Here is a 23,814-nt window from a genome sequence, read left to right on the forward strand (position 1 = left end):
AGCGGGGAGCGGCGGTTCGGTGAGCGAGGCTTCGATGAACGGGGCTTCGATGCAAGGGGCTTCGGTGAGAAGGGCTTCAGCGGGCGAGGCGGGGCAGCAGACGCTGTGCGTTGGCCGTGGTGAGGGACCGCCAGGTGACGCCTTCGCCCGAAGCCGAAGCCGAAACCGAGGCCGGGACCGGAGCCGCGTCGACCGACGCGGCATGGGCCTCGGCGGCGGCAGGCGGGGTCCAGCAGTAGTCGCTTCCGTACAGCAGCCGGTCGGGGCCGACCAGGCTCAGGAGCGCGGGGACCTGGCGGGGGAACGGGGTCCCGGCGAGGTCGTAGTGCAGGCGGCGCAGCTGCGCGAGGGCGTCGGGGGCGCCCTGGTCGTCGGGCATGAACAGCTTCATGAAGCCGTTGACGCGGTCGGCGAGCACGGGCAGGGCGCCGCCGCAGTGGGGGACGACGACCTTCAGGTCGGGGTGGCGTTCGAGAGTGCCCGCGAACAGCAGGTCCGTGACGGCCCGCGCGGTGTCGAAGATGAACTCCACCATCGGGCGTGGCCGTCCGAGCGCGGACTGTTCCCAGCACACGGGGGAGGTGGGGTGGAGGAAGACCACGGCGTCGCGCCGGGCCAGCTCCGCGAAGACCGGCTCCAGTCCCGCGTCACCGAGGTAGACACCGTGGGTGTTGGTCTCCAGGACCACCCCGTCGGCTCCGAGGGTGTCGAAGGCGTACGCGATCTCGGCGAGGGCGCCGTCGACGTCGGGCAGGGGCAGCGAGGCGAACAGGCCGAAGCGGCCCGGGTGTTCGCGTACCACCTGGGCGCTCTCCTCGTTCACTTCGCGAGCCAGGCGCCCGGCCGCGGCGTCGTCACCGAAGTGCACGCCGGGGGAGGAGAGCGACAGCATCGCCGTGCCGATTCCGCAGCGGTCCATCAGGTCCAGGTGCGCGGCGGGCGACCAGGCGGGCCAGCCGGGCATGCCGTCGGGCCGTTCGTGCCCGGCGGCCCTGGCCTGCCGGATGTAGGACTTGGTGACGAAGTGGGCGTGCACGTCGATGAGTCGCGGAGCGTCAGGGGCTGTCATGAGGGGGCTCCTGGGAGGTGGGGGGCGAGGCGACGGGGCTCTCGGCGGCGGCGGAGGGCACCGGACGGCGGCGGCAGGGCCGGTCGCGGACCGCGGTGACGATCCGCTCACCCGCGACGATGCCCGCGAGCCCGGTCAGACCGAGCAGCGGAGGCGCGGGGGAGGGCACGGACAGTGCCCAGTAGACGCCGCCCATCAGCGTTCCCGCTAGGAAGGCGAGGGCGGCGTGTCGGGTGAAGCGCCCGGCGCGGACGATTCTCGGACCAGTCCCCGGACCAGCCCTCGGAGCGGTCTCCGGGGTGGAATCCGGTGGGGTCCCCGGGACGGCCTTCGGGGTGTTCACAGCGCCGCCGGGAGGGCCTGGCCGAGCAGCATGCCCAGCAGACCGAACAGCGCGACCGGCGGTGGCGCGGGGGACCTGACCCGCAGCGTCGCGTAGAGAGCGCCGACGAGCAGTCCGGCCGCGAGCGCCTTGAGATAGGGCAGGCCGCTCATCCCTGCGTACGCCACTGGTGATCGGGCAGGAAGCGCACGTCGTACTGCTGGGGGACCGAGCCGAACTTGTGCGGTTCGGGCACGAACGGCCGCTGCGGCAGGCCGAGTTCGTCCGTGGGAGTGCCCAGGTTCTCGAAGAACCGCTCGAAGGTGCCACCGGGACCGGCCGCCACTCCCACGATGCGGCTGTGGTGCCGCTCGATGCGGTAGGCGTGCGGACAGTTCTTGGGTACGAAGCCGAAGTCGCCGGAGGTCAGCAGCTTCTCGTACTGCTCGCCCGCGGTGTCCTCGACGAACAGGCGCACCGCGCCGTCGGCGATGTAGAAGACCTCGTAGGTGTCCGGGTGCGAGTGGGCCGGGATGAGGTCGCCCTCGGGGCCCTCGGCGGTGAAGAAGTTGAACGTGTTCTCGGTCTGTTCACCGCCCGCGTAGACGGTGAACAGGTCGCCGAACAGATGGGCGCGGTCCCCCATGCCCTTCTCGATGAAGTACGGCTTGCCCGGATCCGAGGGGATGTGTGAGACGGAACGGTGGCGGGTGGCGAATTCAGCGGTCATGTTCTCTCCCGGGGTGGCTCGCGGAGGACACGGTGACATCCCTATGTCAGGTAGCCTGACATGGAGATTGGCCGCGTGACAATGCCCCGACCTAAGCTCGGACCCCCTGTGCGTCTTTCTTGAGGAACCCATGAAGTCCGACGGCACCCCCCTCCCGCAGTTGCTCCTCGACGCCCGCCGCTGGTTCGACGAGGCGCTGGTGGCGACGTTGGAGCAGGCGGGGATGGCGCCCATCTCTCCGACACAGGCGCACCTGTTCGCCGCGCTGGACGAGAAGGGCACCACGGTCTCCGAGCTGGCCAGGCGCATGGGTGTCACCCGCCAGACCGCGCATCAGGCCGTGCACAGCCTCATCGGCATGGGGCTGCTCGAACAGATCCCTGATCCGTCGTCCGCCCGCCGGCGGCTGATCCGCCGCACGGCCGAGGGCGCGGCGGCGCACCTCGAAGCCGTCTCCGTCCTGGCGGCGCTCGAAGGAGAACTCGCGCTGCGCATCGGCCGCGGCTCCGTCGACTCCCTGCGCGCCGCGCTGGAGGCGCCTCGGGGGGACCCGCCCACGCTTCGGATCCCGTCCGCGGGCGTGGCGGATCCGGGAGGCGCGGCTCAGTAGTCGGTCACCGGGGGTCCCGCGGGCCGTGGTTCAGCGCGTGGACGGCCGCACGCCGTGCCGTCAGCCGGACCGCAGGTTCTCCAGGGTCGACCGGGTGTCGGACTTCACCCACCGCGAGACCTCGCCTATCTCGGGCGGTGTGGTCGTCTCGTAGGAGGTCGTGTAGACGTTCCAGCTCATCTGGTAGGTCATCCAGCCGTCGCGCACCGCGAGAATCACCGCCCGGCTGCCGCCGACCCCCGAGTTGGTCGTGGTGTCCTCGGTCACGAGATAGGCCTCGTCACCGAAGCCGGACACCTTCGCCACCTCGTAGTCGTCGTACCGCTGCCCGTACTCGGACCACAGAGCGGTGAACTCGGCGGAGGGATCGGTCTCCTTGTGGAGATCCATCTGTACGGAGAGGTAGGCGTCCGAGTACGAGGAGGTCGAGGATTTCTTCAGGGAGATGCTGCAGTAGCTCTGGTCGATGGCCTTGTGCTTCAGCGCGTTGTGCGTGGGCGCGTTGTCCTCCTCGGTGTACTCGGTTCTGAGCGAGTCGTAGTCGACCGAGGAACAGAGGTTGGCCCTGGCCCGGTATCCCGCCAGATCCGGGTCGCCGTCGAGCGGGCCGAGAAGGAAGAGCCCACCGGCCCACAGGGCCGAGGCGACGACCGCACCCACCGCCGCCCACAGCACCGCGCGCCCCGCGGTGCCCTTGCCGCCGGGCGGCGGGGGAGACCCGGGCGGTGGCCCGTACGGGAACTGCTGGGCCGGGGGAAAGGAGGGAGGCGGCCCGTAGCCGTAGCTGTTCGCCGGCTGGGTGCTCTGGTACGGCACCATCACGGGCTCGGGTCTGGGTGGCGACGGTGGAGACGGTGGCGAGAACGGCGGGTGTTGCGCCTGCGTCTGAGCTGCCTGTGCCTGCGCCTGCTCCGGTGTCTGGGCCGGCGGTTGTGTCTGCGTCTCCGTCTGTGCCTGGGCCGCGGGTGCTGGTGCTGGTGCGAGCTGATCCGCCGGCGTAGCAGGGGAGCCGGATGGAGCGGCGGAGCCGGGCGGGGTGGTGGAGCCGGGCACCGTACTGGAGTCGGTCGCAGCCGTGGAGCCGGGTGGAGGCGACGCCTGCGGTTCGGGTTGCGCCGGGATGTCTTCGGGCCGGTTGTGCATCCTGTGCTCCTTCTCCGAAGGGCAGTTGTCCAGAAGCGACCTTCCCGCATCGGCCATCGCGTAGTCGTGGACCGGCCCGCACGGAATCCGCCGCACGGCTCGACGGCACGCCCGCGGTCGCAGGGCCGTCCATCTGCCGGACAGGCGCGCCACACACCTGCCGCGTACCCGCCTCACGCCTGCCACGAAAGGCACGGGCATGAGGCGGGCACACGGCAGGCCCGGCGGGTCCTAGCCGATGTCGAGGTCGAGATTCGTCACGTACCAGGAGTCTTCGATCCTGCTGGACTGGACCTTGATGTTCAGCTGGTCCGCCGTCACTCCGGTGGAGTGGGACAGGACGATCTTTTCGAGGGTCTGTCCGTCGACGGTGATCTTGTCGGCGGGGTACTCGACGGTGTCGCCGGTGGCCTCGGCCTTGGCGACCTCCACCTTCGGGTCCGCGGGGGGCGGCTCGGGTGTGAACGACTCACCGAGCTGCTCGACGGTCGCGTCGATCTGCTTCCGGTCGGGTGCGTCGTCGCCGCAGGTCTCCTCGCTGCCGACCTTGGCGGGCGTCGAGCCCTTGGCCGGTTCCGCCATCACCAGGCAGGCCTCCTTGGGTTGCTGCTTGATGACCGCGGTGACCCACGCGGCGACAGCTCCCTCGGGGGTGGACTGGTCGGCGGCCGAGGCCGGTGACGATGCCGAGGCGTCCGAGTCCGGCTTCTTCTCGTCGGCCGCGGGCGAGGCGCTCGCGGTCGACTTCTTCTTCGAGCCGGAGTCCGAGTCGCTCGAACATCCGCCGAGAGCCACGACCGCCGCCAGCGTCGCTCCCGCGATGGAGCCGATCCGTCTCGTCCTCTGATCCACTAACACCACTTCAACAGCCTTTCCTGTGAACGCACATGTGCCTCAGCGGCCCCACGAGTCATCTCTCGTCGCAGGACCGCCTCGACCATCAAGACGGCGCGCGGAGCCGAGCGGTTCTCTCTTGAACCGCCCGGTATCGGCGGGGCGCCGCTCAGGCGAACTGCCACAGGTGGTCGTCGGTGCCGTTGTCCTCGAATTGGACGACATGGGCGCTGTTCTGGGTGGACATGCCGTCCACGCCCAGTACCTTCCCGCTGTGCTTGTTGCGGATCAGGAACCAGCCGCTGCCCGCGTCGACGAACTGCCACAGGTGGTCGTCGGTGCCGTTGTCCTCGAACTGGACGACGTGCGCGCTGTTCTGCGTCGACATGAGGTCGACGCCCAGGACCTTTCCGCTGTGGCCGTTGCGGATCAGGGACCACCCGTCGCCCCGGCCCACGACCTGCCAGGCATGGTCCCCGGTGCCCGAGTTGTCGAACTGCACCACGTGGGCACTGTTCCCGGTGGACATGCCGTCCACGGCGAGCACCTTCCCGCTGTGCTTGTTGCGGATCCGCCGGTACGGGGGCTCGGGCTGCCAGGGTGTGCCGTCGGGAGAGGCGGTCGGGAAGGACGCGATACGGAGCCGGGCCGCGCCCATGGGGATCAGCGTGACCTGTTCCACCGCACCCGCGGACCGGGCCGGGCTCTGCTGCAGCGGAGCCACCACATGCTCGTCGTCGGCGATCCACTCGGGGACACGGCGTGCGTCGGCGGTGATCGAGACGGGAGTGGCCGACTGGGTGAACGGGTTGGCGGCGACCGGCCCCGAAGCGCGCTTCACCACCAGGCCCCCGCCGGGCACCAGCCCGTAGTTCCAGGGGGTCGTGGCATGGACCTCGTACTCGGGGAAGGTCGTGTCGCCGCCGTAGCGGACGTACCGCTCGCCGATGCGCAGGGCGTAGGTGAGCGGACCGTGGCTCACGCTCACCGAGTCCCGGTTTCCGGGCCAGGTGTGCACGGTCGTGCTCTGCGGCAGCCGCAGGGAGACCCGGTCGCCGTCGGCCCAGGTGCGGTCCACCCGTACGAAGGCCGGTCCGCTCTGCGCCGGCACGCTCTGCCCGTTGACCTGGAGCCGGGGGGCCGCGCACCATCCGGGTATCCGCAGCAGCAGCGGGAAGCGGGCGGAACGCGGTGTGGAGACGACGAAGTCGACCGTCTCGCCGAACGGGTAGTCGGTGGTCTCGGTGACGGTGACCGAGGTGCCCCCGGCCACCTCCGTCGTGACCTGGCAGGCCGCGTACATGGCCGCGGCGAGGCCGCCGTCCGGTGTGCCGAGCCAGAGTTCCTCGGCGAAGTAGGGCCATCCCATGCCGTAGTTGTGCGGGCAGCAGCGGTACTGGTCGATCCCGGGCTGGAAGGACTGCATGGCGAAGCCGTTCTGGAACTGCCCCTGCGTCTTGCGGGCGTTGTCCAGGTCGACGCTGTTGGCGCTGGTCACGTAGTGCACGCCCTTGCCGTCCGGGTCCAGGGACGCGGGCAGCATGTTGAAGGCCAGTTCCTCGCACCGGTCGGCCCAGAGGGGATCGCCGGTGACGCGCGTGAGCAGTTCGTGGCTGGCCATGAACTCGACGACACCGCAGGTCTCGAAGCCCTGCCGCGGATCACCGAAACCGGGCCGGATGTTCTCGTCACCCGCGAAGCCTCCACCGGCGAACTGCCCGTGCGCCGCCAGGAGTTCCGTGTACGTGCGATAGCTGGCGCGGGTGTGCTCCGCCGAGCCGGAGCGCTGTGCGTACTGGGCCGGTTCGCGGAAGCCCTGCGCGATGTTGACGTTGTGGGCGTTCGGCAGCGCACCGGTCCAGTCGGCACCCCACGTGTGCATCTTGTCGACCAGGTCGAGGAGGAAGGGCTCGGGCGTCCGCCGGTACAGCCACAGGGCGATGTCCATGCAGTCGCCCCACCGCTGCGACACCCAGCTGGTGTCGAAGGCGCCCTTGCCCTGCGTGTTCATGTACCGCAGGAACCGGGTGAGGAAGGGGACGACACGGGTGTCGCCGGTGAACTCCTCGAAGCTGCGCAGCGCTTGCAGGAGCGGGAGGAAGGGCCAGAAGTCGGGGCCGCCGTTGAGCGCGGTCCGCAGGGCGCGCGGCCCGAAGAAGCCGTCGCTCTGCTGGGTGGTGAGAATGGCGTCGATCCAGCGCCGCGCCCGGTCCAGTGCGGCGGTGTCGCGGGTGGCGACGGCCAGCGGTACGTAACCGCGCAACCAGTACGGCAGTTCCTCCCAGGCGCTGTTCTCGGGGTGGACCCAGCCGCTCGTGGCGAAGTCCAGGAAGTGCGACTTCTCGGTGAGACGGCCGCAGAGTCCGTCCAGCTGGAGCCGCAGCTGGCCGGCCAGCCAGCCGCGCGGGACGATGCTGCCGGGCTTGAGCCGGCGGAAGGTGTCGGCGGCCACCTCGGCAGCCGCCTCGGCGGAGGCGGCTGCCGAGGCCGCGGTCGTCCGGGGTGCGGCGGCTGCGACGGGTCCGGTGTTCATCAGGGGTGTGGCCGCACCGAGCGCGAGGGTGCCGGTGCGCAGCAGATGGCGTCTGTTGATCGGCATGTCACTGCTTCCTGTTGGGGGAGAGGAAGTGGCCGCCGACGGCTGCCGTGGAGGACGTTCGGGCGTCGGCCGTGAGCGGCGGAACAGAGGCTGTACAACGTTGGAAAGTAGGCTTGCGGCATCACAGCACGGCGTACGGCGGCTGTCCAGAGAAATGACAAGGACATGCCTGTCCTGTTGTGCCTGCGGGGCCGGGCGCGGCGGCGTATGGTTGATTCGCCTGTTCTGACGTGTGGACCCGCGGCCTCGGCAGCGCCCCATCATCTGCCGCCGGCCACCGCCATCCCCGGGAGAGCCCATGGGTACCCAGTTCGAGGCCACTGTCGACATCGACCGCCCGATCGACGAGGTCTTCGCCTTCCTCGCCGACGGCACCAACGATCCGAAGTTCAGCCCCCGAGTGCAGAAGATCGAGAAGCAGCCGGAAGGGCCGACGGCCGTCGGCACGTTCTTCCGCAGTACCGTGAAGGACGCCGGGATGACGACGGGCCGGGAGTTCGAGATCACCGAACTCGTCTCCCCGAGCAGGATCCGCTGGAGCGAGCGGTCACGGAACCTGGTCACCGCGGCCGACGGCGGCTACGACCTGGAAGCGACGCCGAGCGGCGGAACCCGCGTCCGTATCTTCAACAAGCTGGAGGGCCACGGCATCGGCAAGCTGCTGCTGCCTCTCGCCGGTGGCGCGGCCCGCCAGGACGCCCCTGCTTTCGGACAGCGCATCAAAGCGGCCGTGGAGTCCTCCTGAGACCGCGGGCCCCGTGGGCGCGCGCTGATAAATGCGGTGGAGCGCCGCCCACCCGGCCCGTTAAGGTCGCCCGATGAGTACGCGTACCTTCCGTATCACCGTTCGAGGCGTCTTCGACGGGCTCGGTGCCGATCAGCGGGCCGCCCTGCTGGCCGACGCCGCCGAGCACGACGTGCTGCGCGCGGCCTTCACCCCGGAAGGGCATCTGAGCTACGACATCGCCGCACGGTCCGCCTTCACCTTCCGCTTCGTGGACACGGGGGAAGAGGAGGAGGACATCCTCGACGCGACCGAACGGGCCGAGACGGCGGCCGAGGGCTGGCTGACGGCGCGCGGATACGGCTTCAAGAACCTGCGGTCCACCGCCGAGGACCTCTCACAGGCCCCGCTGGGCAAGCGGCAGCGGCGCGAGGCGGCCCGGAAGTACACCTGACCGCACCGCGCGTCGCGCGTTCAGCAGGTCTGTCTGTCCAGCGTGCGCGCGAGCTCCGTCGTGGCGTGCGCGATCTCCGTGTCGTCCTCGGACTCCAGCACGTCGAGCGCGTCCTGGTGGGCATGGACGGCTTCCCTCGCCGCACGCTCCCACGCGGCGGGGTTCTCGCGGTGGTTGAGCAGCTTCGGATAGGCGTCCGCGATGCTCTCCCACTGCCGGGTGTCGGCGATGTTCTTGAGCAGTTGCAGGATCCGTGCCCGGCACGTCACCTGGGGCAGCTGCGCGAGCTCCCAGAGGAAGGGGACCGTCGCGGCGGTCGCCTGCTCCACGACGAAGCCGTACTGGCAGACGCGTTCCCGCAGTTCCTTGAGCGCCGACGCCGCGGTCTCCTCGTCGCCCCAGGCGACACTGCTGAGGAGCAGGGGGATGGCGGTCGCGCAGCCCGTGGAGTCCCGCATCTTGCTCCAGGAGACGTGGCCCATGGCGGTCAGTGGTGTGGTCGACGCCTTTCCTGTCCGGGCCAGTTCGTGCCCTCGCTGCCCGGTCATCGGCTGTTGCGGCGGAACGCTATGCATGGCGTAAGGCCTTTCCGGCGTGTCGAATCGATGGGAGGGCGAGGGCGGCGCATCCGTCCGGAGCGGGGGTCCGAAGGGACGTACCGCGCCCCGGTCGTTCACGGATGTGTGCGACTCCCGGTACGACTGCCCCGCCGGCCATCAGAGGCGGTCGCGCCGGAAGCCCGGTGAACCTGTCCAGGTCTTTCGCCGGCGCTGCGGTCGGCCGCAGCGGCGAGGACTCCGGACGCGCAGGTGACAACACGTCATCTCCCTGAAGTGACGTCAGAACGCAATGTCCTGGCTGGGGTTGTCGGCGCTGCAGTTATTATCCACACTGAACACGGTCGCGTGCAATTGCACGCGAAATTGCGTGAAGTTTGGCCGAAGACGCTTGGTCGAGGGCCACCGGGCCGACGGCTCGATTCGGCGCAGGGCGAACAACGGTGACAGCAAGGAGATGCGGTGCCACAGGTGGAGAACGGGATACGGGCCAGCTCGCTGGACGTCAGCTGGACCAAGAGCCGCCACAGCAATGCCGAGGGGAACTGCGTCGAGGTCGCCCGGATCGACGGGGGCATCGCCGTGCGCAACTCCCGTGATCCCGAGGGGCCCGCGCTCGTCTACACGTCCGCGGAGCTGGCGGCTTTCCTGGCGGGAGCCAAGGACGGCGAGTTCGACCATCTGCTGTGAGCCGCCGGACACCGTCCCAACTCCCCTTCCGATGAAGGGGGATGGGATGCCGGGCGGTCCGGTGCGATACTGTTGCCGTCCTTGTGCCGGATTGCGGGGGAGTCGAAGATGGTCGCCGAGTCGCCGCGCGTCGCACGGCTCGAATCCTATCTGGAGCGTTCCGAGCCGGCTCCGACCCTGCTGAAGATGCTGGTCGGCGTCCAGCTCTCGGGATTCCGGGAGGACGCCGGCCTCGCTCAGGACCAGGCCGCGCGCTCCCTGGGTTTCAGCGGGGCCAAGCTCTCACGCATCGAGTCGGGCAAGGGCCGCAAGCCACCGACCGAGACCGATGTACGCGCTCTGCTACGGCTGTACGGCACCGACGAGTACGAAGCCTCGGTGCTCCTCAAGCTGCTGCACCGGGCCGGTGAACCGGGCTGGTGGCAGCGGTACGACAAGCGCCTCATGCCCGAGTGGTTCGAGCGGCTGGTCGGCCTCCAGGAAGCGGCCGCCGCCATCCGGACCTTCGAGATCCAGTACGTGCCCGGCCTGCTGCAGACGCCGGCGTACACCCGGGCCGTGGTGGAACGGGGCCTGCCGAACGCACCGGCCGCCGAAGTGCACCGCAGGGTCGAACTGCGCATGCGCCGGGCCCAGTTGCTGCACCGCGAGGACGCCCCGCAGCTGTGGGCCATCATCGACGAGTCCGTGCTGCTGCGTGTCCTGGGCAGCCGGGAGGCCATGCGTGAGCAGCTCTCCCATCTCATCGACATGTCCCAACGGCCCCATGTGGTCCTGCAGATCGTGCCCCTGGACGTCACGAACGCCTCGGCGCCCGCCATACCGATCACCTATCTGCGGTTCGGCGGACTCGACCTGCCGGACGTCGTCTACCTGGAACACATCAGAAGCGCGCACTTCCTTGAGGACCGCGACGAGACCGAGGAATACCGGCTCACGCTCGACCGGCTGGCCGACGAGGCCCTGACGCCACGCGCCTCCCTGGAGATGCTGCGGACCACGACGGAGCAGCGCTACGGGCCGGAGTGACCCGCGCGCGGCGGACGGGAAGGGGCGAAGGCCGGACAGGCCCTAGGGCCTGTCTGACCATTCCCGTCTGCCGGGCGACGCCATGCACGCACTCTCGCCGCACCGGGCACAGAGCCAAGTACGTCCAGTACGAGGCTCTGTGCCCGGCACTCCCCCAGCCTCCGGCCGGGGGGACCCCCAGAGCACGCGCCTGACGCCGCCCGGCCGCCCTCCGGGCGACGACGGGAATGGTCGGACAGGCCCTAGGGAAGCCGGCCCAGACCGCCGAACTCGATCCATTCCTGGGAGAGTTGCCGGGTCTGCACCTCGCTGTCGGGGCGCCAGGTGGAGACCTCCACCAGCCCCGGATCCAGGATCTCCATGCCGTCGAACAGCGCCGCCACGTCCTTCTCCTGGCGTACGCGCCCCCAGTGGCCCTGCGTCGCCTGGTCCATGAAGCCGGTGACGAAGTTCCGGACCTCGGCATCCTCGCTGACCAGCTGGCAGATCACCATGAAACTGCCAGGCGCGAGCTGCTCGGTGACGCGCCCCACCACGGCCTGCGGGCCGTCGGTGTCACTGTCGGGGATGCAGTGGAACACCGAGTTGAACAGCGCGGCGACCGGCTGGGAGAAGTCGATCAGACGCCGGGTGTCGGGATGGGCGAATATCTCGTCGGTGTTCCGCATGTCCGCGTGGATGACCGCGGTGCGGTCGTTCTGCTCCAGCAGCGCCCGGCCGTGGACGAGCACCATGGGGTCGTTGTCGACATAGACCACGCGTGAGTCGGGGTCGATGCTCTGGGCGACCTGGTGCACGTTGTCCTGGGTGGGGAGGCCGGATCCGTGGTCCAGGAACTGCCGGATTCCGTAGTCCGTCGCCAGTGTCCTGACCACCCGCTGCAGGAAACGCCGGTTGTTGAGGGCCAGTCGACGGGTGCTGGGCACGACCTTGTCGAGTTCCTCGCAGGCCGAGCGGTCCGCGGAGTAGTTGTCCTTGCCGCCCAGATAGTGGTCGTACATGCGAGCAGCCGTCGGAACAGTGGCGTCGATCTTCTTGGACAGCGGCCTGTCGGTGTTCATGGTTCCCCCGGCTCGATCGGCACCAGCTGTATCCGTAACAGGAACTACATCTTAGGGAGTTGACGTTTGCCGCGGCCAGCCTGTCGCCGGATCAGGCCTTCGGATGAACGAGTCGGTCATGTGTCCGACGGCCACGGGTCCGGACCTCCACGAGCCCTCGCCGCATGACAGATGTCATCGGTTCGAGGGCCGTTCCCACTGTCGCCGATGGGCATTCGGCACTGCTGCCCACCCCCTCGTCCGCTCCAGGGTGGAGCCCATGGACACGGTCGGCACGGCCAGGACCGCCGAGTCGTCGGCGCGGGGGCGGCCCGCCTTCCGGCGCGGCGCCGGTTCGCCGATCCGGACGCCCCACGGGCTCCTCGACGACACCGCGCGACCGTACTCGCCGGCTGCCGCGGCCACTCAGTTCCTGCTCCTGCTGGCCCGGCATCTGCACGGACTCGGCCCGGTCGACACCGCCCGGCTGGCCGGCCGCACACTGGAGGTGCTGACGGCGGCGCCCGGCTGGCCGGCCGCACACTGGAGGTGCTGACGGCGGCGCTGGCCGACGCGCTGGACGTCCGGCTCACCGTGCCGCCCACCGGCGGACCGCGGGCGCTGTCGGCCCGTATCCACGCCTTCGTCCAGGAGAACCTGAGCGATCCGGGACTGACCCCTGACGCGATCGCCGCGGCGCACCACATCTCGCTGCGCTACCTGCACAAGCTGTTCCACGCCGAGGGGCACACCGTCGCCGCCTGGATCCGCGAACGCCGCCTGGAGCAGTGCCGGCGCGATCTGGCCGACCCCGCCCTGTCCGATCGCCCGATCCGCGCGATCGCGGCCCGATGGGGATTCACCAGCCCGGCACATTTCAGCCAGGCCTTCCGCAGCGCACACGGCCTCTCGCCACGCCAGTTCCGCCACCGGAGCACCACGGCGTGCGGGGATCAGGCCGCCGCCACGCTCGTGGTCAACGCCTCACGCAGCCAGGAGTCCGCCCCGCCGAGGGTCGGATCGGGCGTCAACTCCGCCGCCAGCCGCCAGTAGCGGGCCATCACCGGGTGATCCGCCGCGGCGAGGCGGACCGTGAGGGCGCGACGGAAGGCAGGGCTGTCCCGGGTTCCGGCGTCGCGGGCGTGGGCGGCGACGTAACAGTCCAGTGCCTCACCCGGGCCCGGGGCGCGGTCGGCCCGCAGGGCGGCGGCCACCAGCAGGTACGCCTCGTGCAGACCGTCGTAGAGCAGGTCCGGGTGGGCGGCGGTGGCGGGCCGGTGGGCCACGAGACAGTGGTCGGTGGCGGCCGTCGCCAGGGCGTGGAGGCGGGCGAAGGCGAGGACCTCGTCCGGAGTCGGGTCGGCCGAGGGCTGGGGGACGGCCGCCTCGGTGACGGCGCCGCGCAGCCGGGCGGACAGGCGGACGGGCAGTACCCGGCGCCAGTAGTGCGCGAGGGCGGAGGTGCTGGGCGGGACACTGACCGCCCCGATCAGCTCCAGGCGCTCCGCGAGCTGCTCCGGGTCGCCGTCGTGCACCGCACGCAGCGCTGCCTCGCGCCAGCGCAGGGCGGCGAGTTCGCTGCCGAGGTCGGCCAACCGGCGCGCGACCACGGCCTCCAGGGTGTCGCCGCGGTCGAGGACCCGCCCGATCTCCGGGACGGGCACGCCGAGCGAGCGCAGCGCGCGGATCATGCGCAGCCGCTCCGGCGCCCCGGGACCGTAACGCCGGTGGCCGCCGCCGCTGCGGGAGGCTTCGGGCAGCAGGCCCCGGTCGGAGTAGAAGCGGACGGTCTTGACGGTGGTCCGCGCCTGCGCGGCGAGCTCGCCGATGCTCAGGGTGGCGTCGCTGCCGCTCATGCCGTCCATGGCGCTCATGTCGCTCGTGACGTCGGGTGGCAAGGGTTGAACCTCCCTCAGGGGGAGTTCCTAGGTTAGCCAGGGCGGTGGCCGGCCAGGACGGTCGGCCGTCACGAACCCACCCCCTGGAGGTATCGATGTCCGTGTTCATCCTGGTCTCGGGGCCGTTCACCGACGGACGGATCTGGAGCGAAGTCGTCGGACGGCTGCGGGAGTCGGGCGCACAGGCGCACCCGGTGACGCTGAGCAGGCAGCCCGAGGCCGATCTGGAGACCCATGTCGAGGACGTGGTCCGGCTGATCGATTCCCTCGATCTGCCCGATCCTCCCAGCGAGACGGAGGAGGTGGTGCTGGTCGGCCACGACTACGCCATCCACCCCGTCCTGGGCGCGGCCGACCGCCGCGCGGAGCGCGTCGCGCGGGTCGTGCACCTGGACGCCGGGATGCCGCAGGACGGCGACACGGCACTGGCCCTGGTGCCCGATCCGTCGGTGCACGAACTGCTGCGCGCGAAGGGCGGCCCCGGGCCCGTACCGCCTCCGGAGCCGACGCAATGGCAGTGCTGGGGCAGCACGGAGGGCCTGTCGGCGCGGCACCTGGAGCTGCTGAGCCGGCTGGCCGCCCCGCAGCCACCGCGCACGCTGACCCAGCCGCTGAGACTGACCGGCGCCGCCGCGGTCCTGCCCACCACCGGCATCCTGTGCACGGCAGGCGGTACGACCGTGGAACTGGTCGAGGCGCTGGTACGCACCGGCCCGCCGTATCTTCGGAAGCTCGCCGATCCGCGGGTGGGCTTCTTCGAACTGGCCACCGGGCACTGGCCGATGCTCTCCTGCCCGGACGAACTGGCGGGAGTGCTGCTCCGCGCGGCGGCCGACGAAGGGCGCCGGCTGACCGTACCCGAGGAAGAGTCCTCGTACGCCCGGCCCTTTCTGCTCGACGCTCCGCAGTGCCCGCGGGTGCGCAAGGGGCGGGTGGATCTGCACCTGCCGGAGACGGACGTGGAAACGGGAGAAGCGCGAGGTCCCTGGCCGGCGGTGCTGTTCGTGCACGGCGGGCCCGTGCCCGCGGACCTCGTCCCGGCGCCGCGCGACGCGCCGTTCTACCTCGGCTACGCCCGATACACGGCGAGCCTCGGCGCGGTGGGTGCCGTCGTGGAGCACCGGCTGCACGGCATCACCGACTATGCGCGCGCGGCGGACGACGTGGCGGAGGCCGTCGACCTGCTGCGGGCCGACCCCCGGGTGGACGGTCGGCGCATCGCCCTGTGGATCTTCTCCGGTGCCGGACTGCTCGCCGCGGACTGGATCACCGCACCGCCGCCGTGGCTGCGCTGCCTCGCCCTCACCTACCCGATCCTGGCCCCGCTGCCGGGCTGGGGCGCGGTCGGCCCGCGCTTCGACCCGGTCGGCGCGCTCCGCACCGCCGACGGGACGCCGCCGCCCGTCGTCCTCACCCGGGCGGGCCTGGAGACGCCGCGAATCGCCGCCACGGTGCGGGAGTTCATGACAGCGGCGACGGAGACGAAGACCCCGGTCGAGATCATCGACGTCCCGCACAGCCGCCACGGCTTCGAGACCGACGAACCGACGGACGAGTCACGCGAGGCCGTGGCCGCGGCGGTGCGCACGGTGCTCGCGCGGCTGGCCCGGACGTCGTGACGCGTCCCGCGATTCAGGGACGGGGCCGGGTGGCGGTGTCGAGGTAGAAGGCGTCGATGCTCTGGACGGCCCGCTCGAACTCGTCGAGGTTGACGGGCTTCGTCACATAGGCGTTGGCGTGACTGCTGTACGCGCCCGTGACGTCGTCCGGAGCGGTGGACGTCGTCAGGACGACCACGGGGATCGTCTGCAGGTCGTCATCGGTCTTGAGGACCTTCAGCAGGTCCCGGCCGTTCATCCGCGGCATGTTCAGGTCGAGCACGATGAGGTCGGGGCGCGGGGTGCCCGGCGTCCGCAGGTGCTCCAGCGCGGCGACCCCGTCGGTGACCTGGACCAGATTGCGGGCCCCGCGCTCGGAGAGGGCTTCTTCGATGAGCATGGCGTCGGCCATGTCGTCCTCGACGAGCAGGACGTCGAAGGGACGGGCGGGGGTGGTCATTTTCGGATGCTCCGTGGGTTTCTCGTGGGAGTGGTGGAAGAGCCCCGGCCAGCGGCGCCGGGCGCCTTGGCGGGTCATGCCGCAGGCCGCGCCGATCTGCGGGTATCCGGCACCCGCGCGTGCGGCGGCCACCGCCGCCTCCTGCTGGAGCCGTTCGGCGGCCTGCTTGAGGTGGTCCAGCACGTGGAGCAGGGTCAGAGCCTGTGCCGGATCGTCCGATGCCGTATGCGGCGGGGCTTCCACCAGCCGACGGGCGAGGCGCTGCGCGAGCTCGCCGACCGTCGCGTCCGCGATGGTGGCGGTCTCCTGCGGAGTGATCCGCAGTGCGAAGTCCTTGCCTGGCATACCCGGCACTCTAGGTCCATGAGGAGCCCCGCGACAACAAGGGTTGTCGCCCTCTAAAGTGTGCTGGCCAAACAAGCAAGGCGACAGTCACAGCGAGGAGCCCACAGAATGACCGGCGATGAGAGGCAATCGCGTACGCGAGGGCTTTCCGCGTGGACGACCAGGCGGTGGCTTCGTGTAGGGGTGGCCGCGTCCCTGGTGGTTCTGGCCGTGCTCGGGGCGGCGGGCGCCTACGTCCTGGGGCGGACCGAGACCCTCAGCCGTGACCTCGTGGACGTGCGCTCTCCCGCGCTGACCGTCGCGATACGCCTGGAAGCGGCCGTGCTCAATCAGGAGACCGGAATCCGCGGCTACGGACTCACCGGCACGAAAGCCTTCATCACCCCCTACGAGCAGGGACTGACCGATCAGGCAGCGAGGGACAAGCAGCTCACCGAGCTGCTTGAGGGCAGCTCCGCACGTCTGAAGGACCTGAGGACCGTGCAGGACGCCGTGACGAAGTGGCAGGAGGACGTGGCCCGTCCCATCGCCGCCGAGCCGCCCGGCTCGCCCTCGCCGCTGGCCACCCAACGGGCCGCTCAGGGCAAGGTTCTGTTCGACGACGTGCGTAACGCCCTCACCGACCAGCAGGAACGGCTGCGCGCGGACCGGGTGAAGGCCAGGGACGATCTGATGTCCACGATGACCCTGCGGAACTGGGTGTTCAGCGCCATCGCGGTGCTCATCGTCGTCCTCACGACATTGATCTTCGAGGGGCTGCGGCGCGGAATCACCAGGCCCCTGGAACAGCTCGGCGCGGACGCCCGTGCCATCTCCGGCGGTGATTTCGACCACCCCATCACTCCCACCGGCCCCGCGGATCTGCGGCGCCTGAGCAGTGAGATCGACTTCATGCGCCGGCGGCTCGTCCGGGAACTGGCCGTCAGCGAGGAGACGCGCCTGCGGCTGGACGCGCAGACCGCCGACCTCCAGCGCTCCAACGCCGAGCTGGAACAGTTCGCGTACGTGGCGTCCCACGATCTGCAGGAACCGCTGCGCAAGGTCTCCAGCTTCACCCAGCTCCTCCAGCGGCGCTACGGAGGGCAGCTCGACAGCCGGGCCGATCAGTACATCGACTTCGCGGTCGACGGGGCGAACCGTATGCAGATCCTCATCAACGACCTGCTCGACTTCTCCCGGGTCGGGCGGCTGCACAACGCCCACCAGGGCGTCGACCTGGACGAGGTGCTGGAACGGACCCTGTCCACGATGAGCGTCGGCATCGAGGAGGCCGGAGCGGTGATCACCCACGACCCGCTGCCGACCCTGGTCGCGGACCCCACCCAGCTGGGGATGCTCTGGCAGAACCTGATCGGCAACGCCGTCAAGTTCCGGCGCCCGGGCGAGACGCCGAAGATCCACATCACGGCGGAGCGGGAAGGCGAGCTGTGGCGGTTCACGGTCACCGACAACGGCATCGGCATCGCACCGGAGTACGCCGACAAGATCTTCGTGATCTTCCAGCGGCTGCACACCAAGGACACCTACGCGGGCAGCGGGATCGGCCTCGCGATGTGCAAGAAGATCGTCGAGTTCCACGGCGGCACCATCTCCGTCGACCCGGCCTACCACGACGGCGCCCGCATCACCTTCACCCTCGCGCCCCGGCCGCCGGAGAGCCCCGGCGCGAGTACCACGCCCGAGGCCGTCCGCGCGGAGGCGGAGCAGGCACGATGACCGGACCCACGACGGCTGCCCCGGGCGCGGCCTCCGACAAGCCGATGTACCGCATTCTCCTGATCGAGGACGACCCGGGCGACGCGCTGCTCGTCGAGGAACTCCTGTACGACACCGGGCTGGGGTTCGAGCTGACCATCCGGACCACGCTGGCCGAGGCCCGAGCCGAGCTGGCCGGCCACCCGATCGACTGCATCTTCCTCGATCTGCACCTGCCCGACGTGTCGGGCATCGACGCGGTGACAGCCGTCCGCGGGTTCGCCCCGCACACCGCGGTGATCGTCCTGACCGGCCTTTCCGAGGACCGGGCGGGCACCGACGCCATGGCGGCCGGAGCGCAGGACTACCTCGTCAAGGGAAAGGTCGAGGCCGACCTCCTGCAGAGGACGCTGCGCTACGCCGTCTACCGGAGCCAGACCGAACGGGCGAGCGCCGCGGCCCAGGCCGCCCAGCTGCGGGCCGAGGAGAACGCCCGTCTGGAACGCGGTCTGCTGCCGCAGCCGATCCTCGACACCTCCACGGTCAGGGTGACGTCCCGCTACCTGCCCGGCGCCACGATGGCCCTGCTCGGCGGGGACTTCCTCGATGTGGTCGAGGGGGACGACGGGCTGCTGCACGCCGTGGTCGGAGACGTCAGCGGGCACGGCCCCGACGCCGCCGCCCTCGGTGTCTGTCTGCGGATCGCCTGGCGTTCCCTCGTGCTCGGCGGGCACCGCGGGGACGACCTGCTGCATCTGATGGAACGCATACTCATGGCCGAACGCGGCAGCCAGCAGCTGTTCGCGACCTGCACCCTGCTCACCCTGGACCAGGAGGCCGCCACCGCGACCCTCCACCTCGCGGGCCATCACGAACCCCTTCTCACCGCGCCCGAGGGGACCTGGGAGGTGACCGCCGCGCACGGCATCGCGCTCGGTATCGTCCCCGGGGTCAACAGCTGGCCCTCCACGGTCGTGCCGCTTCCGGCCTCCGGCGCGCTGACCCTCTACACCGACGGCCTCACCGAAGGGCACAACGGGACGAAGGAGGAGCGGCTCGGCGTCGAAGGGCTGCTCGCCCTGATAGGGAAACTGCCGTCGGCGGACCCGGCCGCCCATGTCGACCTCCTCATCAAGGAGACCCATGCGCTGAACGCCGGCCGGCACTCCGACGACCTGGCCGTGCTCCGCCTCGACTGGGGCGGCCGGCCCACTGGTCCCTGAGGCCCACTCGTCCCTGAGATCCGACGACGGCTCTTTTCCGCCCCGGGCACCCTGGTCCGGTGCGCGATTCACCCGGGCGGGTTGTTTGCACGGCGGGTGGGACCGGCCGGCGCATGAGCGCCGGCCGGCTGGGGAGAAACGGACTGCGCGCATTTGTCCCTGTTCCTCCATTACAAGGAGCCGGACTGTGTCCGACGTCGTCTTCACCGCCGATTTCAGTTCGCGAAGGCAGTGGGTGGCCGGCCGCTCCTGGGCCTATCCCGAGGGCGGTCCCGTCAATCCGACCGACAACAAGCTGGACTACCTGGTCTCCGACCCGGCCTACTCCCGTACCGGCACGTTCCGCGCCACACGCCGCAAGGACGGCCTGTGGAGTGCGGGCCTGCTCACCACCGAGGGCAGCGAGGACGACTTCGAGGTGCGCGCCGGGGACGTGCTGGAGGCACGGGTGCGCCTGCCCGTCGAGGTGGGGGCCTGGCCGGCCATCTGGACCTGGCGGGACGGGGGCCAGGAGATCGACGTGTTCGAGTACCACCCCGACAACCCCGACCTGCTGGAGCTCTCCAACCACGTGCGCGGCGGCCAGCTCTACCACCACGACGAGGCCGTGCGCCCCGGCGGCCATGTCGACCTGCGGGTGGAGTTCGGCGCCCGCTCGGTGATCTGGTGGCTCAACGGCACACAGATCTTCGCCGACCGGCGCGGCGTGGGCAGGAACTGGCACGCCTACCTCATCGTCAACCTCTCGGTGTGCGCCGGGCGTTACCACCCGCGTCCCGCGGCCGGGACCAAGGAGATGTCGTACGCCGTGGAGCGTCTGATCGTGCGCCGTCCGACCGTGGTGCCGCCCCGGGCGGCCGAGGCGGAGGAACGGGCGGAGATGTGAGCGCAAGAGAGGGCGAGGGACGGCGGCCCGGCGGCAGCCGTCCCTCGCGCGCGGTCAGCGGTCAGGGGGCCCAGGGTGCTTCGACGGCCCAGGTGGTGTCCTCGGTGAAGGAGCCGGGGTTGTCCCAGGTGTGGGAGCCGCCCGGGGTGGCCAGCCACAACTCGGCGTTGTAGTGCCGCAGATACTGCTCGGGGAAGTTGGACGCGGACAGCCGCACGCCGCCGTTCGCGCCGCGCACGGCACAGAAGGTCGCGTCGGCGTTGAACAGGTCTCCGCTGCCCGACTCCTTGTAGACGCGGTACTCACGGTGACGCAGGTACTGGCCGGGGTAGTTGCGCGACTCGAAGGAGTAGCAGGCGCTGTTGGCGAGGCCCGGCACGACCTTCCAGGTGGCGTCGCTCTTGAGCAGGGCGGCGCTGTTCGCGTCGACCACGTCGGTGTAGGCGGCCCCGTCCCGGTGCCGCAGATAGCGGTTCGTGTAGCCGGACGTGGTCACCCGCAGGGACCTGTACTGGTTCGTGGGCAGGGTCACGGGCGAGGTCGTGGCCCGGGAGGCGTCGATGAGGGCGCGGTTGGCGGCCTGCACGCGGGCCGCGTCCACCTTGACGACCTGCCGGTCGTAGGTGAGGAGGCCGTTCGCCTCGTTCTCCACGTCGGTGATCTCCGTGTAGACGGAGGCCGAGAGCCCGGCGGGCATCCGCACCTCGCGCAGCGCGTCGAGGAGTCCCACGAAGCGGTTGTTGAGATGGGCCTGGTCCGCCTGGTCCTCGTAACTGAAGCCGCCGCCCGGATACCACTCGTGACCGGCGACCTTGAACCCCAGGCCGCCGTACTCACCGAGGACGGCGGCGCGGGTGGCACTGGGCACGGTCGTGCCGGGCCCGACGTAGACGTGATGGTCCAGGACGTCGCCGTTGCCGCCGTCGACCGCGCCGCAGCAGTTGATGCCGCTCATGTTGTTCACCAGCCGCGAGGGGTCGTACGCCTTCACATGGTCGGCGATACGGGCCTGGTCGTACTGCCCCCAGCCCTCGTTCTGGTCGACCCACATCACCAGCGAAGGTGAGCTGCGGTGCTGGTCGATGATCCGGTCGTACTCGGCCTCCCACTGGGTGCGGGCGGCGCTGTCGGGGGTGCGGGTGTCCATCGCGGGCATGTCCTGCCAGACCAGCAGCCCCAGTTTGTCCGCCCAGTAGAACCAGCGTTGCGGTTCGACCTTGATGTGCTTGCGCACCATGTTGAAGCCGAGGTCCTTGTGCTTCTGCAGGTCGTACTTGAGGGCGTCGTCGGTCGGCGCGGTGTAGATGCCGTCCGGCCAGTAGCCCTGGTCGAGCGTGCCGGTCTGGAAGACGAACTTGCCGTTGAGGACCGGACGCAGGACGCCGTCGACCCGTGCGACCCCCACGGAACGCATCCCGCTGTAGCCGCCCACGGAGTCGACGACGGTCGATCCGGAGAGCAGATCGGCCTTCACGTCGTACAGGAACGGGTCCTCGGGGGTCCACAGATGCGGATTGGATATGGCCACGGTGATCGTGCCGCCGACCGCGCCGGTCGCGGTGCCCACCGTGGTCGAGCCGGAGGACACGGTCACCCGGGCGCTCTGCCCGGAGACGCCGTCGCCCCTGACGGTGACCTTGAGGGTGTTGTTCGTGAGGTCGGGCACCATGTCGAGGCGCGTGATGTGCGCCGCCGCCGTCGGCTCCAGCCACACCGTCTGCCAGATGCCGGAGGCCGCGGTGTAGAAGATGCCGCCGCCGGGGTGCGGCGCCACGTCGCTGATGCGCTGCTTGCCGACCGCCCCGATGCCCGTCTGGCTGGGGTCCCAGACGGACACGACGATCGTGTTGGTGCCGCCGTTGAGCAGACCCGTGATGTCGTACGAGAAGGAGTCGTAGCCCCCGCTGTGCGTGCCGCCGGCCTGGCTGCCGTTGACCCAGACCGTCGTACGCCAGTCGCTGGCGCCGAAGTTGAGCTGGACGCGGCGGCCGTTCCAGCCGGCCGGGACCGTGAAGGTGCGCTTGTACCAGAGCTTGTCGTTCTGGGTGATCCTGCGCTGGATCCCGGACAGCGCCGACTCGGCGACGAACGGCACCCGGATCTGCTCGGAGAACGACGCGGGCTGGCCCGCGTCCGCCGAGGTGACCGCGAAGTCCCAGATGCCGTTGAGATTGGCCCAGTCGGGACGGGTGAGCTGCGGGCGCGGGTACTCCGGCAGCGGATTGTCGACCGATACCTGGTTGGTCCACGGGGTGGTCATGGGGGAGGGCTTGGGTGTCCACGCGGCCGGTGCGGCCTGCACGGTGCCCGTGGCGGTCAGGGCGGCCGTGCAGACCAGCGCGAGGGTGGCGAGCACGGTGGTGATCCGCCTCGCCCGCTGTCTCAGCCAGACTGCCCAGGGGCGCGGGGCCGGGGTGGTGCTGCGCATCGTGACTCCTTGGGTGTCGGGGGGGCAAGGACGTACACGTACGGAGAGAAGGCTGGCGGCTCGCCGTCTCAGCCTGTACAACGTTGGAAAGGGCGGTAGTTGGCATGACAGCACGACACCGAAGGTCTGTACAGGTACATGACAAGAACAGTTGAGGAGGGACGCGGAGACGGCCCCCGGACAGTCCTCGTCCAGGGGCCGGGTGACGCGCTCGGTACGAGCGGTCTTCTGCCTCAGCCCGGTACGGGCGGCCTGCTGCCTCAGTACGGCCGGTCGCCCGCGATGGCGACGCGTTCCGCCACGCGGCGGTGCGAGCCGTAGTCGTTCACCGCGTAGTGCTGGGTGGCGCGGTTGTCCCAGAAGGCGACGTCCCCGGCCTGCCAGCGGAAGCGCACCTGGTACTCCGGAACATGCGCCTGCTGTACGAGGTGGCGCAGCAGCCGGTCGCTCTCCTCGCGGGACAGGCCGGTGACACGGGTGGTGAAGGAGGTGTTGACGAACAGCAGCTTCCGGCCCGTCTCCGGATGTGTGCGCACCACCGGGTGCTCCACGGGCGGGAAGTCGTCCTGGAACGGGGCGAGCCGCTCGGGGCCGTAGAAGCGGGCGAAACCGGGGATGAAGTCGTGCACGGCGGTGGCACCGTCGATACGGTTCTTCACCTCCGGCGAGAGGTTGTCGTACGCGGCGGCCATGTCCGCCCACATGGTGTCTCCGCCGAAGGGCGGCACCTCGCGCAGCTGCAGCACGGCACCGAGCGCGGGCCGCTCCCGGAAGGTGACGTCCGCGTGCCACACGTTCTCGAAGGTCGGCGTGGCGCCGGCCCCCTTGTCGAAGCGCACCACGTCGGCGCTTGAGCCGCGGGCGAGCAGGGGATTGGTCTCCAGCTCACCCCAGTTGCGGGCGAAGCCGCTCTGCTGCTCGGACGTGAGGTGCTGGGCGCGGAAGAAGAGCACCTTCCACTCCAGCAGCGCCCGGTTGAGCTCCTCGCGCAGGGCGGGGCCCAACGGGCGGGACAGGTCCAGGCCCCGGATCTCGGCCCCGATCGTGCTGCCCTGCGGTATCAGCTCGAACAGGTCGTAGGGGCGGTCGGGCACGCCCTCGGGCAGGCGCCGCAGGACACGGACGCCCTCGTAGATACCGCCCGTCGGCACGTGGGCTTCGCGCAGGGCCGGCGTGTCCGTCTGCGGAATGGTCACCGTCATGAAGATGCTCCTCGTTGCATGGCTCGATGGCCGTCGGCCGACAGCACGGGACGCGAGGAGGCGACCAGCACGACCTGACTGTGGCGCGGCGAGAGTGGTACGGCTCGGTTCGGCGGTGAAGCAGATAACCGGTTATCGACCGGAGCGTTCGCACCCGGTCCGATTCGGGGCGCGCAGAGGCCCCGTCATCGCGTCGCAACAGTGCCAGGTCATGCTGATCATTGTGGGAGGAGCCCTCCACGCTGTCAACGGACACCTGTACGGTCCGTGGGCCACGG

24 protein-coding genes are annotated in these 23,814 nt (G+C 70.3%); 11 read left to right on the forward strand and 13 right to left on the reverse strand.

The features are described from left to right. Positions 1 to 76 precede the first annotated feature (76 nt). From ACFVH5_RS01850 to ACFVH5_RS01865, 4 genes are read right to left on the reverse strand one after another with little or no spacing between them, the layout of a single operon-like run. Entirely contained in the window at positions 77 to 1,069 is a 993-nt protein-coding gene (locus ACFVH5_RS01850; protein ID WP_385831241.1) for an amidohydrolase family protein, read from the reverse strand. Beyond that, the gene (locus ACFVH5_RS01855; protein WP_385831243.1) at positions 1,056 to 1,412 is read right to left on the reverse strand and encodes a XapX domain-containing protein; all 357 of its coding nucleotides are present in this window, start codon (positions 1,410 to 1,412) and stop codon (positions 1,056 to 1,058) included. Before ACFVH5_RS01855 ends, ACFVH5_RS01850 begins: the two co-directional genes overlap by 14 nt. Next, positions 1,409 to 1,564, reverse strand: a complete 156-nt coding sequence (locus tag ACFVH5_RS01860) for a DUF1427 family protein (protein WP_385831245.1) — start codon at positions 1,562 to 1,564, stop codon at positions 1,409 to 1,411. Before ACFVH5_RS01860 ends, ACFVH5_RS01855 begins: the two co-directional genes overlap by 4 nt. Continuing rightward, positions 1,561 to 2,121: a quercetin 2,3-dioxygenase gene (locus tag ACFVH5_RS01865; protein WP_384804257.1), complete on the reverse strand. Its 561-nt coding sequence runs from the start codon at positions 2,119 to 2,121 to the stop codon at positions 1,561 to 1,563. The genes ACFVH5_RS01860 and ACFVH5_RS01865 overlap by 4 nt, the downstream gene beginning before the upstream one ends. A 130-nt stretch (positions 2,122 to 2,251) precedes the next feature. Between ACFVH5_RS01865 and ACFVH5_RS01870 the strand changes: the two genes are divergently transcribed. Beyond that, complete coding sequence (locus ACFVH5_RS01870; RefSeq protein ID WP_385831247.1) at positions 2,252 to 2,731, forward strand: MarR family winged helix-turn-helix transcriptional regulator; 480 nt, start codon at positions 2,252 to 2,254, stop codon at positions 2,729 to 2,731. A 60-nt stretch (positions 2,732 to 2,791) separates the two neighbouring features. On the opposite strand, the gene ACFVH5_RS01875 is transcribed toward ACFVH5_RS01870, so the two are convergent. The 3 genes from ACFVH5_RS01875 to ACFVH5_RS01885 all read right to left on the reverse strand — a co-directional run bounded on the left by ACFVH5_RS01875 (position 2,792) and on the right by ACFVH5_RS01885 (position 7,307). Continuing rightward, positions 2,792 to 3,550 carry a hypothetical protein gene (locus tag ACFVH5_RS01875; protein ID WP_385831301.1) on the reverse strand — a complete coding sequence of 253 codons (759 nt, stop codon included), beginning with the start codon at positions 3,548 to 3,550 and terminating at the stop codon, positions 2,792 to 2,794. Between the two features lie 555 nt (positions 3,551 to 4,105). After that, positions 4,106 to 4,726: a hypothetical protein gene (locus ACFVH5_RS01880; protein WP_385831249.1), complete on the reverse strand. Its 621-nt coding sequence runs from the start codon at positions 4,724 to 4,726 to the stop codon at positions 4,106 to 4,108. Between the two features lie 151 nt (positions 4,727 to 4,877). Then, the gene (locus ACFVH5_RS01885; RefSeq protein WP_385831251.1) at positions 4,878 to 7,307 is read right to left on the reverse strand and encodes a beta-L-arabinofuranosidase domain-containing protein; all 2,430 of its coding nucleotides are present in this window, start codon (positions 7,305 to 7,307) and stop codon (positions 4,878 to 4,880) included. 298 nt (positions 7,308 to 7,605) lie between these two features. Between ACFVH5_RS01885 and ACFVH5_RS01890 the strand changes: the two genes are divergently transcribed. Both ACFVH5_RS01890 and ACFVH5_RS01895 read left to right on the forward strand, forming a co-directional pair. After that, positions 7,606 to 8,052 carry an SRPBCC family protein gene (locus tag ACFVH5_RS01890; protein ID WP_385831253.1) on the forward strand — a complete coding sequence of 149 codons (447 nt, stop codon included), beginning with the start codon at positions 7,606 to 7,608 and terminating at the stop codon, positions 8,050 to 8,052. Between the two features lie 73 nt (positions 8,053 to 8,125). Further along, positions 8,126 to 8,485, forward strand: a complete 360-nt coding sequence (locus tag ACFVH5_RS01895; protein ID WP_385831255.1) for a DUF6204 family protein — start codon at positions 8,126 to 8,128, stop codon at positions 8,483 to 8,485. A gap of 20 nt (positions 8,486 to 8,505) precedes the next feature. Here the strand turns inward: ACFVH5_RS01895 and ACFVH5_RS01900 are convergent, their stop codons facing one another. Then, complete coding sequence (locus ACFVH5_RS01900; RefSeq protein ID WP_385831257.1) at positions 8,506 to 9,060, reverse strand: hypothetical protein; 555 nt, start codon at positions 9,058 to 9,060, stop codon at positions 8,506 to 8,508. Positions 9,061 to 9,504: 444 nt separating this feature from the next. Between ACFVH5_RS01900 and ACFVH5_RS01905 the strand changes: the two genes are divergently transcribed. Continuing rightward, the gene (locus tag ACFVH5_RS01905; protein WP_107017185.1) at positions 9,505 to 9,732 is read left to right on the forward strand and encodes a DUF397 domain-containing protein; all 228 of its coding nucleotides are present in this window, start codon (positions 9,505 to 9,507) and stop codon (positions 9,730 to 9,732) included. Between the two features lie 108 nt (positions 9,733 to 9,840). Further along, a complete protein-coding gene (locus tag ACFVH5_RS01910; protein ID WP_385831258.1) occupies positions 9,841 to 10,761 on the forward strand; it encodes a helix-turn-helix domain-containing protein in 921 nt (306 codons plus the stop codon). 242 nt (positions 10,762 to 11,003) lie between these two features. Here the strand turns inward: ACFVH5_RS01910 and ACFVH5_RS01915 are convergent, their stop codons facing one another. Beyond that, on the reverse strand, positions 11,004 to 11,822 hold the full coding sequence (locus tag ACFVH5_RS01915; RefSeq protein ID WP_385831259.1) for an SAM-dependent methyltransferase: 819 nt from the start codon (positions 11,820 to 11,822) through the stop codon (positions 11,004 to 11,006). A gap of 259 nt (positions 11,823 to 12,081) precedes the next feature. Between ACFVH5_RS01915 and ACFVH5_RS01920 the strand changes: the two genes are divergently transcribed. Continuing rightward, the gene (locus ACFVH5_RS01920; protein WP_385831261.1) at positions 12,082 to 12,357 is read left to right on the forward strand and encodes a hypothetical protein; all 276 of its coding nucleotides are present in this window, start codon (positions 12,082 to 12,084) and stop codon (positions 12,355 to 12,357) included. After that, on the forward strand, positions 12,351 to 12,854 hold the full coding sequence (locus tag ACFVH5_RS01925) for a helix-turn-helix domain-containing protein (protein WP_385831262.1): 504 nt from the start codon (positions 12,351 to 12,353) through the stop codon (positions 12,852 to 12,854). The genes ACFVH5_RS01920 and ACFVH5_RS01925 overlap by 7 nt, the downstream gene beginning before the upstream one ends. Here the strand turns inward: ACFVH5_RS01925 and ACFVH5_RS01930 are convergent. Continuing rightward, complete coding sequence (locus tag ACFVH5_RS01930; protein ID WP_385831264.1) at positions 12,755 to 13,699, reverse strand: MerR family transcriptional regulator; 945 nt, start codon at positions 13,697 to 13,699, stop codon at positions 12,755 to 12,757. The two genes, ACFVH5_RS01925 and ACFVH5_RS01930, sit on opposite strands and share 100 nt — an antisense overlap. A gap of 95 nt (positions 13,700 to 13,794) precedes the next feature. On the opposite strand from ACFVH5_RS01930, the gene ACFVH5_RS01935 reads away from it, so the two are divergent. After that, complete coding sequence (locus ACFVH5_RS01935) at positions 13,795 to 15,318, forward strand: alpha/beta hydrolase (protein WP_385831266.1); 1,524 nt, start codon at positions 13,795 to 13,797, stop codon at positions 15,316 to 15,318. A gap of 13 nt (positions 15,319 to 15,331) precedes the next feature. Here the strand turns inward: ACFVH5_RS01935 and ACFVH5_RS01940 are convergent, their stop codons facing one another. After that, on the reverse strand, positions 15,332 to 16,102 hold the full coding sequence (locus tag ACFVH5_RS01940; RefSeq protein WP_385831267.1) for a response regulator: 771 nt from the start codon (positions 16,100 to 16,102) through the stop codon (positions 15,332 to 15,334). 108 nt (positions 16,103 to 16,210) lie between these two features. On the opposite strand from ACFVH5_RS01940, the gene ACFVH5_RS01945 reads away from it, so the two are divergent. From ACFVH5_RS01945 to ACFVH5_RS01955, 3 genes are all read left to right on the forward strand, one after another. After that, positions 16,211 to 17,818 (forward strand): ATP-binding protein, encoded by a 1,608-nt coding sequence (locus ACFVH5_RS01945; RefSeq protein ID WP_385831269.1) that lies wholly within the window; start codon positions 16,211 to 16,213, stop codon positions 17,816 to 17,818. Beyond that, positions 17,815 to 19,020: a PP2C family protein-serine/threonine phosphatase gene (locus ACFVH5_RS01950; protein ID WP_385831271.1), complete on the forward strand. Its 1,206-nt coding sequence runs from the start codon at positions 17,815 to 17,817 to the stop codon at positions 19,018 to 19,020. Before ACFVH5_RS01945 ends, ACFVH5_RS01950 begins: the two co-directional genes overlap by 4 nt. Positions 19,021 to 19,207: 187 nt before the next feature. Further along, the gene (locus tag ACFVH5_RS01955; protein ID WP_385831273.1) at positions 19,208 to 19,906 is read left to right on the forward strand and encodes a beta-glucanase; all 699 of its coding nucleotides are present in this window, start codon (positions 19,208 to 19,210) and stop codon (positions 19,904 to 19,906) included. Positions 19,907 to 19,967: 61 nt separating this feature from the next. Here ACFVH5_RS01955 and ACFVH5_RS01960 read toward each other — a convergent pair whose 3' ends face one another. Together ACFVH5_RS01960 and ACFVH5_RS01965 are read right to left on the reverse strand one after the other, a co-directional pair. Beyond that, positions 19,968 to 22,334 carry an AbfB domain-containing protein gene (locus ACFVH5_RS01960; protein ID WP_385831274.1) on the reverse strand — a complete coding sequence of 789 codons (2,367 nt, stop codon included), beginning with the start codon at positions 22,332 to 22,334 and terminating at the stop codon, positions 19,968 to 19,970. 260 nt (positions 22,335 to 22,594) lie between these two features. Further along, complete coding sequence (locus tag ACFVH5_RS01965) at positions 22,595 to 23,536, reverse strand: TauD/TfdA dioxygenase family protein (protein WP_385831276.1); 942 nt, start codon at positions 23,534 to 23,536, stop codon at positions 22,595 to 22,597. Between the last annotated feature and the right edge of the window lie 278 nt (positions 23,537 to 23,814).

Source organism: Streptomyces sp. NPDC127119 (assembly GCF_042677425.1).
GTDB lineage: Bacteria > Actinomycetota > Actinomycetes > Streptomycetales > Streptomycetaceae > Streptomyces.

Coding starts and splice junctions, on each gene's coding strand:
- ACFVH5_RS01850 (WP_385831241.1), bottom strand. CDS start 1,069: ATGACAGCCCCTGACGCTCCGCGACTCATCGACGTGCACGCCCACTTC.
- ACFVH5_RS01860 (WP_385831245.1), bottom strand. CDS start 1,564: ATGAGCGGCCTGCCCTATCTCAAGGCGCTCGCGGCCGGACTGCTCGTC.
- ACFVH5_RS01865 (WP_384804257.1), bottom strand. CDS start 2,121: ATGACCGCTGAATTCGCCACCCGCCACCGTTCCGTCTCACACATCCCC.
- ACFVH5_RS01870 (WP_385831247.1), top strand. CDS start 2,252: ATGAAGTCCGACGGCACCCCCCTCCCGCAGTTGCTCCTCGACGCCCGC.
- ACFVH5_RS01875 (WP_385831301.1), bottom strand. CDS start 3,550: ATGGTGCCGTACCAGAGCACCCAGCCGGCGAACAGCTACGGCTACGGG.
- ACFVH5_RS01885 (WP_385831251.1), bottom strand. CDS start 7,307: ATGCCGATCAACAGACGCCATCTGCTGCGCACCGGCACCCTCGCGCTC.
- ACFVH5_RS01890 (WP_385831253.1), top strand. CDS start 7,606: ATGGGTACCCAGTTCGAGGCCACTGTCGACATCGACCGCCCGATCGAC.
- ACFVH5_RS01895 (WP_385831255.1), top strand. CDS start 8,126: ATGAGTACGCGTACCTTCCGTATCACCGTTCGAGGCGTCTTCGACGGG.
- ACFVH5_RS01900 (WP_385831257.1), bottom strand. CDS start 9,060: ATGCATAGCGTTCCGCCGCAACAGCCGATGACCGGGCAGCGAGGGCAC.
- ACFVH5_RS01910 (WP_385831258.1), top strand. CDS start 9,841: ATGGTCGCCGAGTCGCCGCGCGTCGCACGGCTCGAATCCTATCTGGAG.
- ACFVH5_RS01915 (WP_385831259.1), bottom strand. CDS start 11,822: ATGAACACCGACAGGCCGCTGTCCAAGAAGATCGACGCCACTGTTCCG.
- ACFVH5_RS01920 (WP_385831261.1), top strand. CDS start 12,082: ATGGACACGGTCGGCACGGCCAGGACCGCCGAGTCGTCGGCGCGGGGG.
- ACFVH5_RS01935 (WP_385831266.1), top strand. CDS start 13,795: ATGTCCGTGTTCATCCTGGTCTCGGGGCCGTTCACCGACGGACGGATC.
- ACFVH5_RS01940 (WP_385831267.1), bottom strand. CDS start 16,102: ATGCCAGGCAAGGACTTCGCACTGCGGATCACTCCGCAGGAGACCGCC.
- ACFVH5_RS01945 (WP_385831269.1), top strand. CDS start 16,211: ATGACCGGCGATGAGAGGCAATCGCGTACGCGAGGGCTTTCCGCGTGG.
- ACFVH5_RS01950 (WP_385831271.1), top strand. CDS start 17,815: ATGACCGGACCCACGACGGCTGCCCCGGGCGCGGCCTCCGACAAGCCG.
- ACFVH5_RS01960 (WP_385831274.1), bottom strand. CDS start 22,334: ATGCGCAGCACCACCCCGGCCCCGCGCCCCTGGGCAGTCTGGCTGAGA.
- ACFVH5_RS01965 (WP_385831276.1), bottom strand. CDS start 23,536: ATGACGGTGACCATTCCGCAGACGGACACGCCGGCCCTGCGCGAAGCC.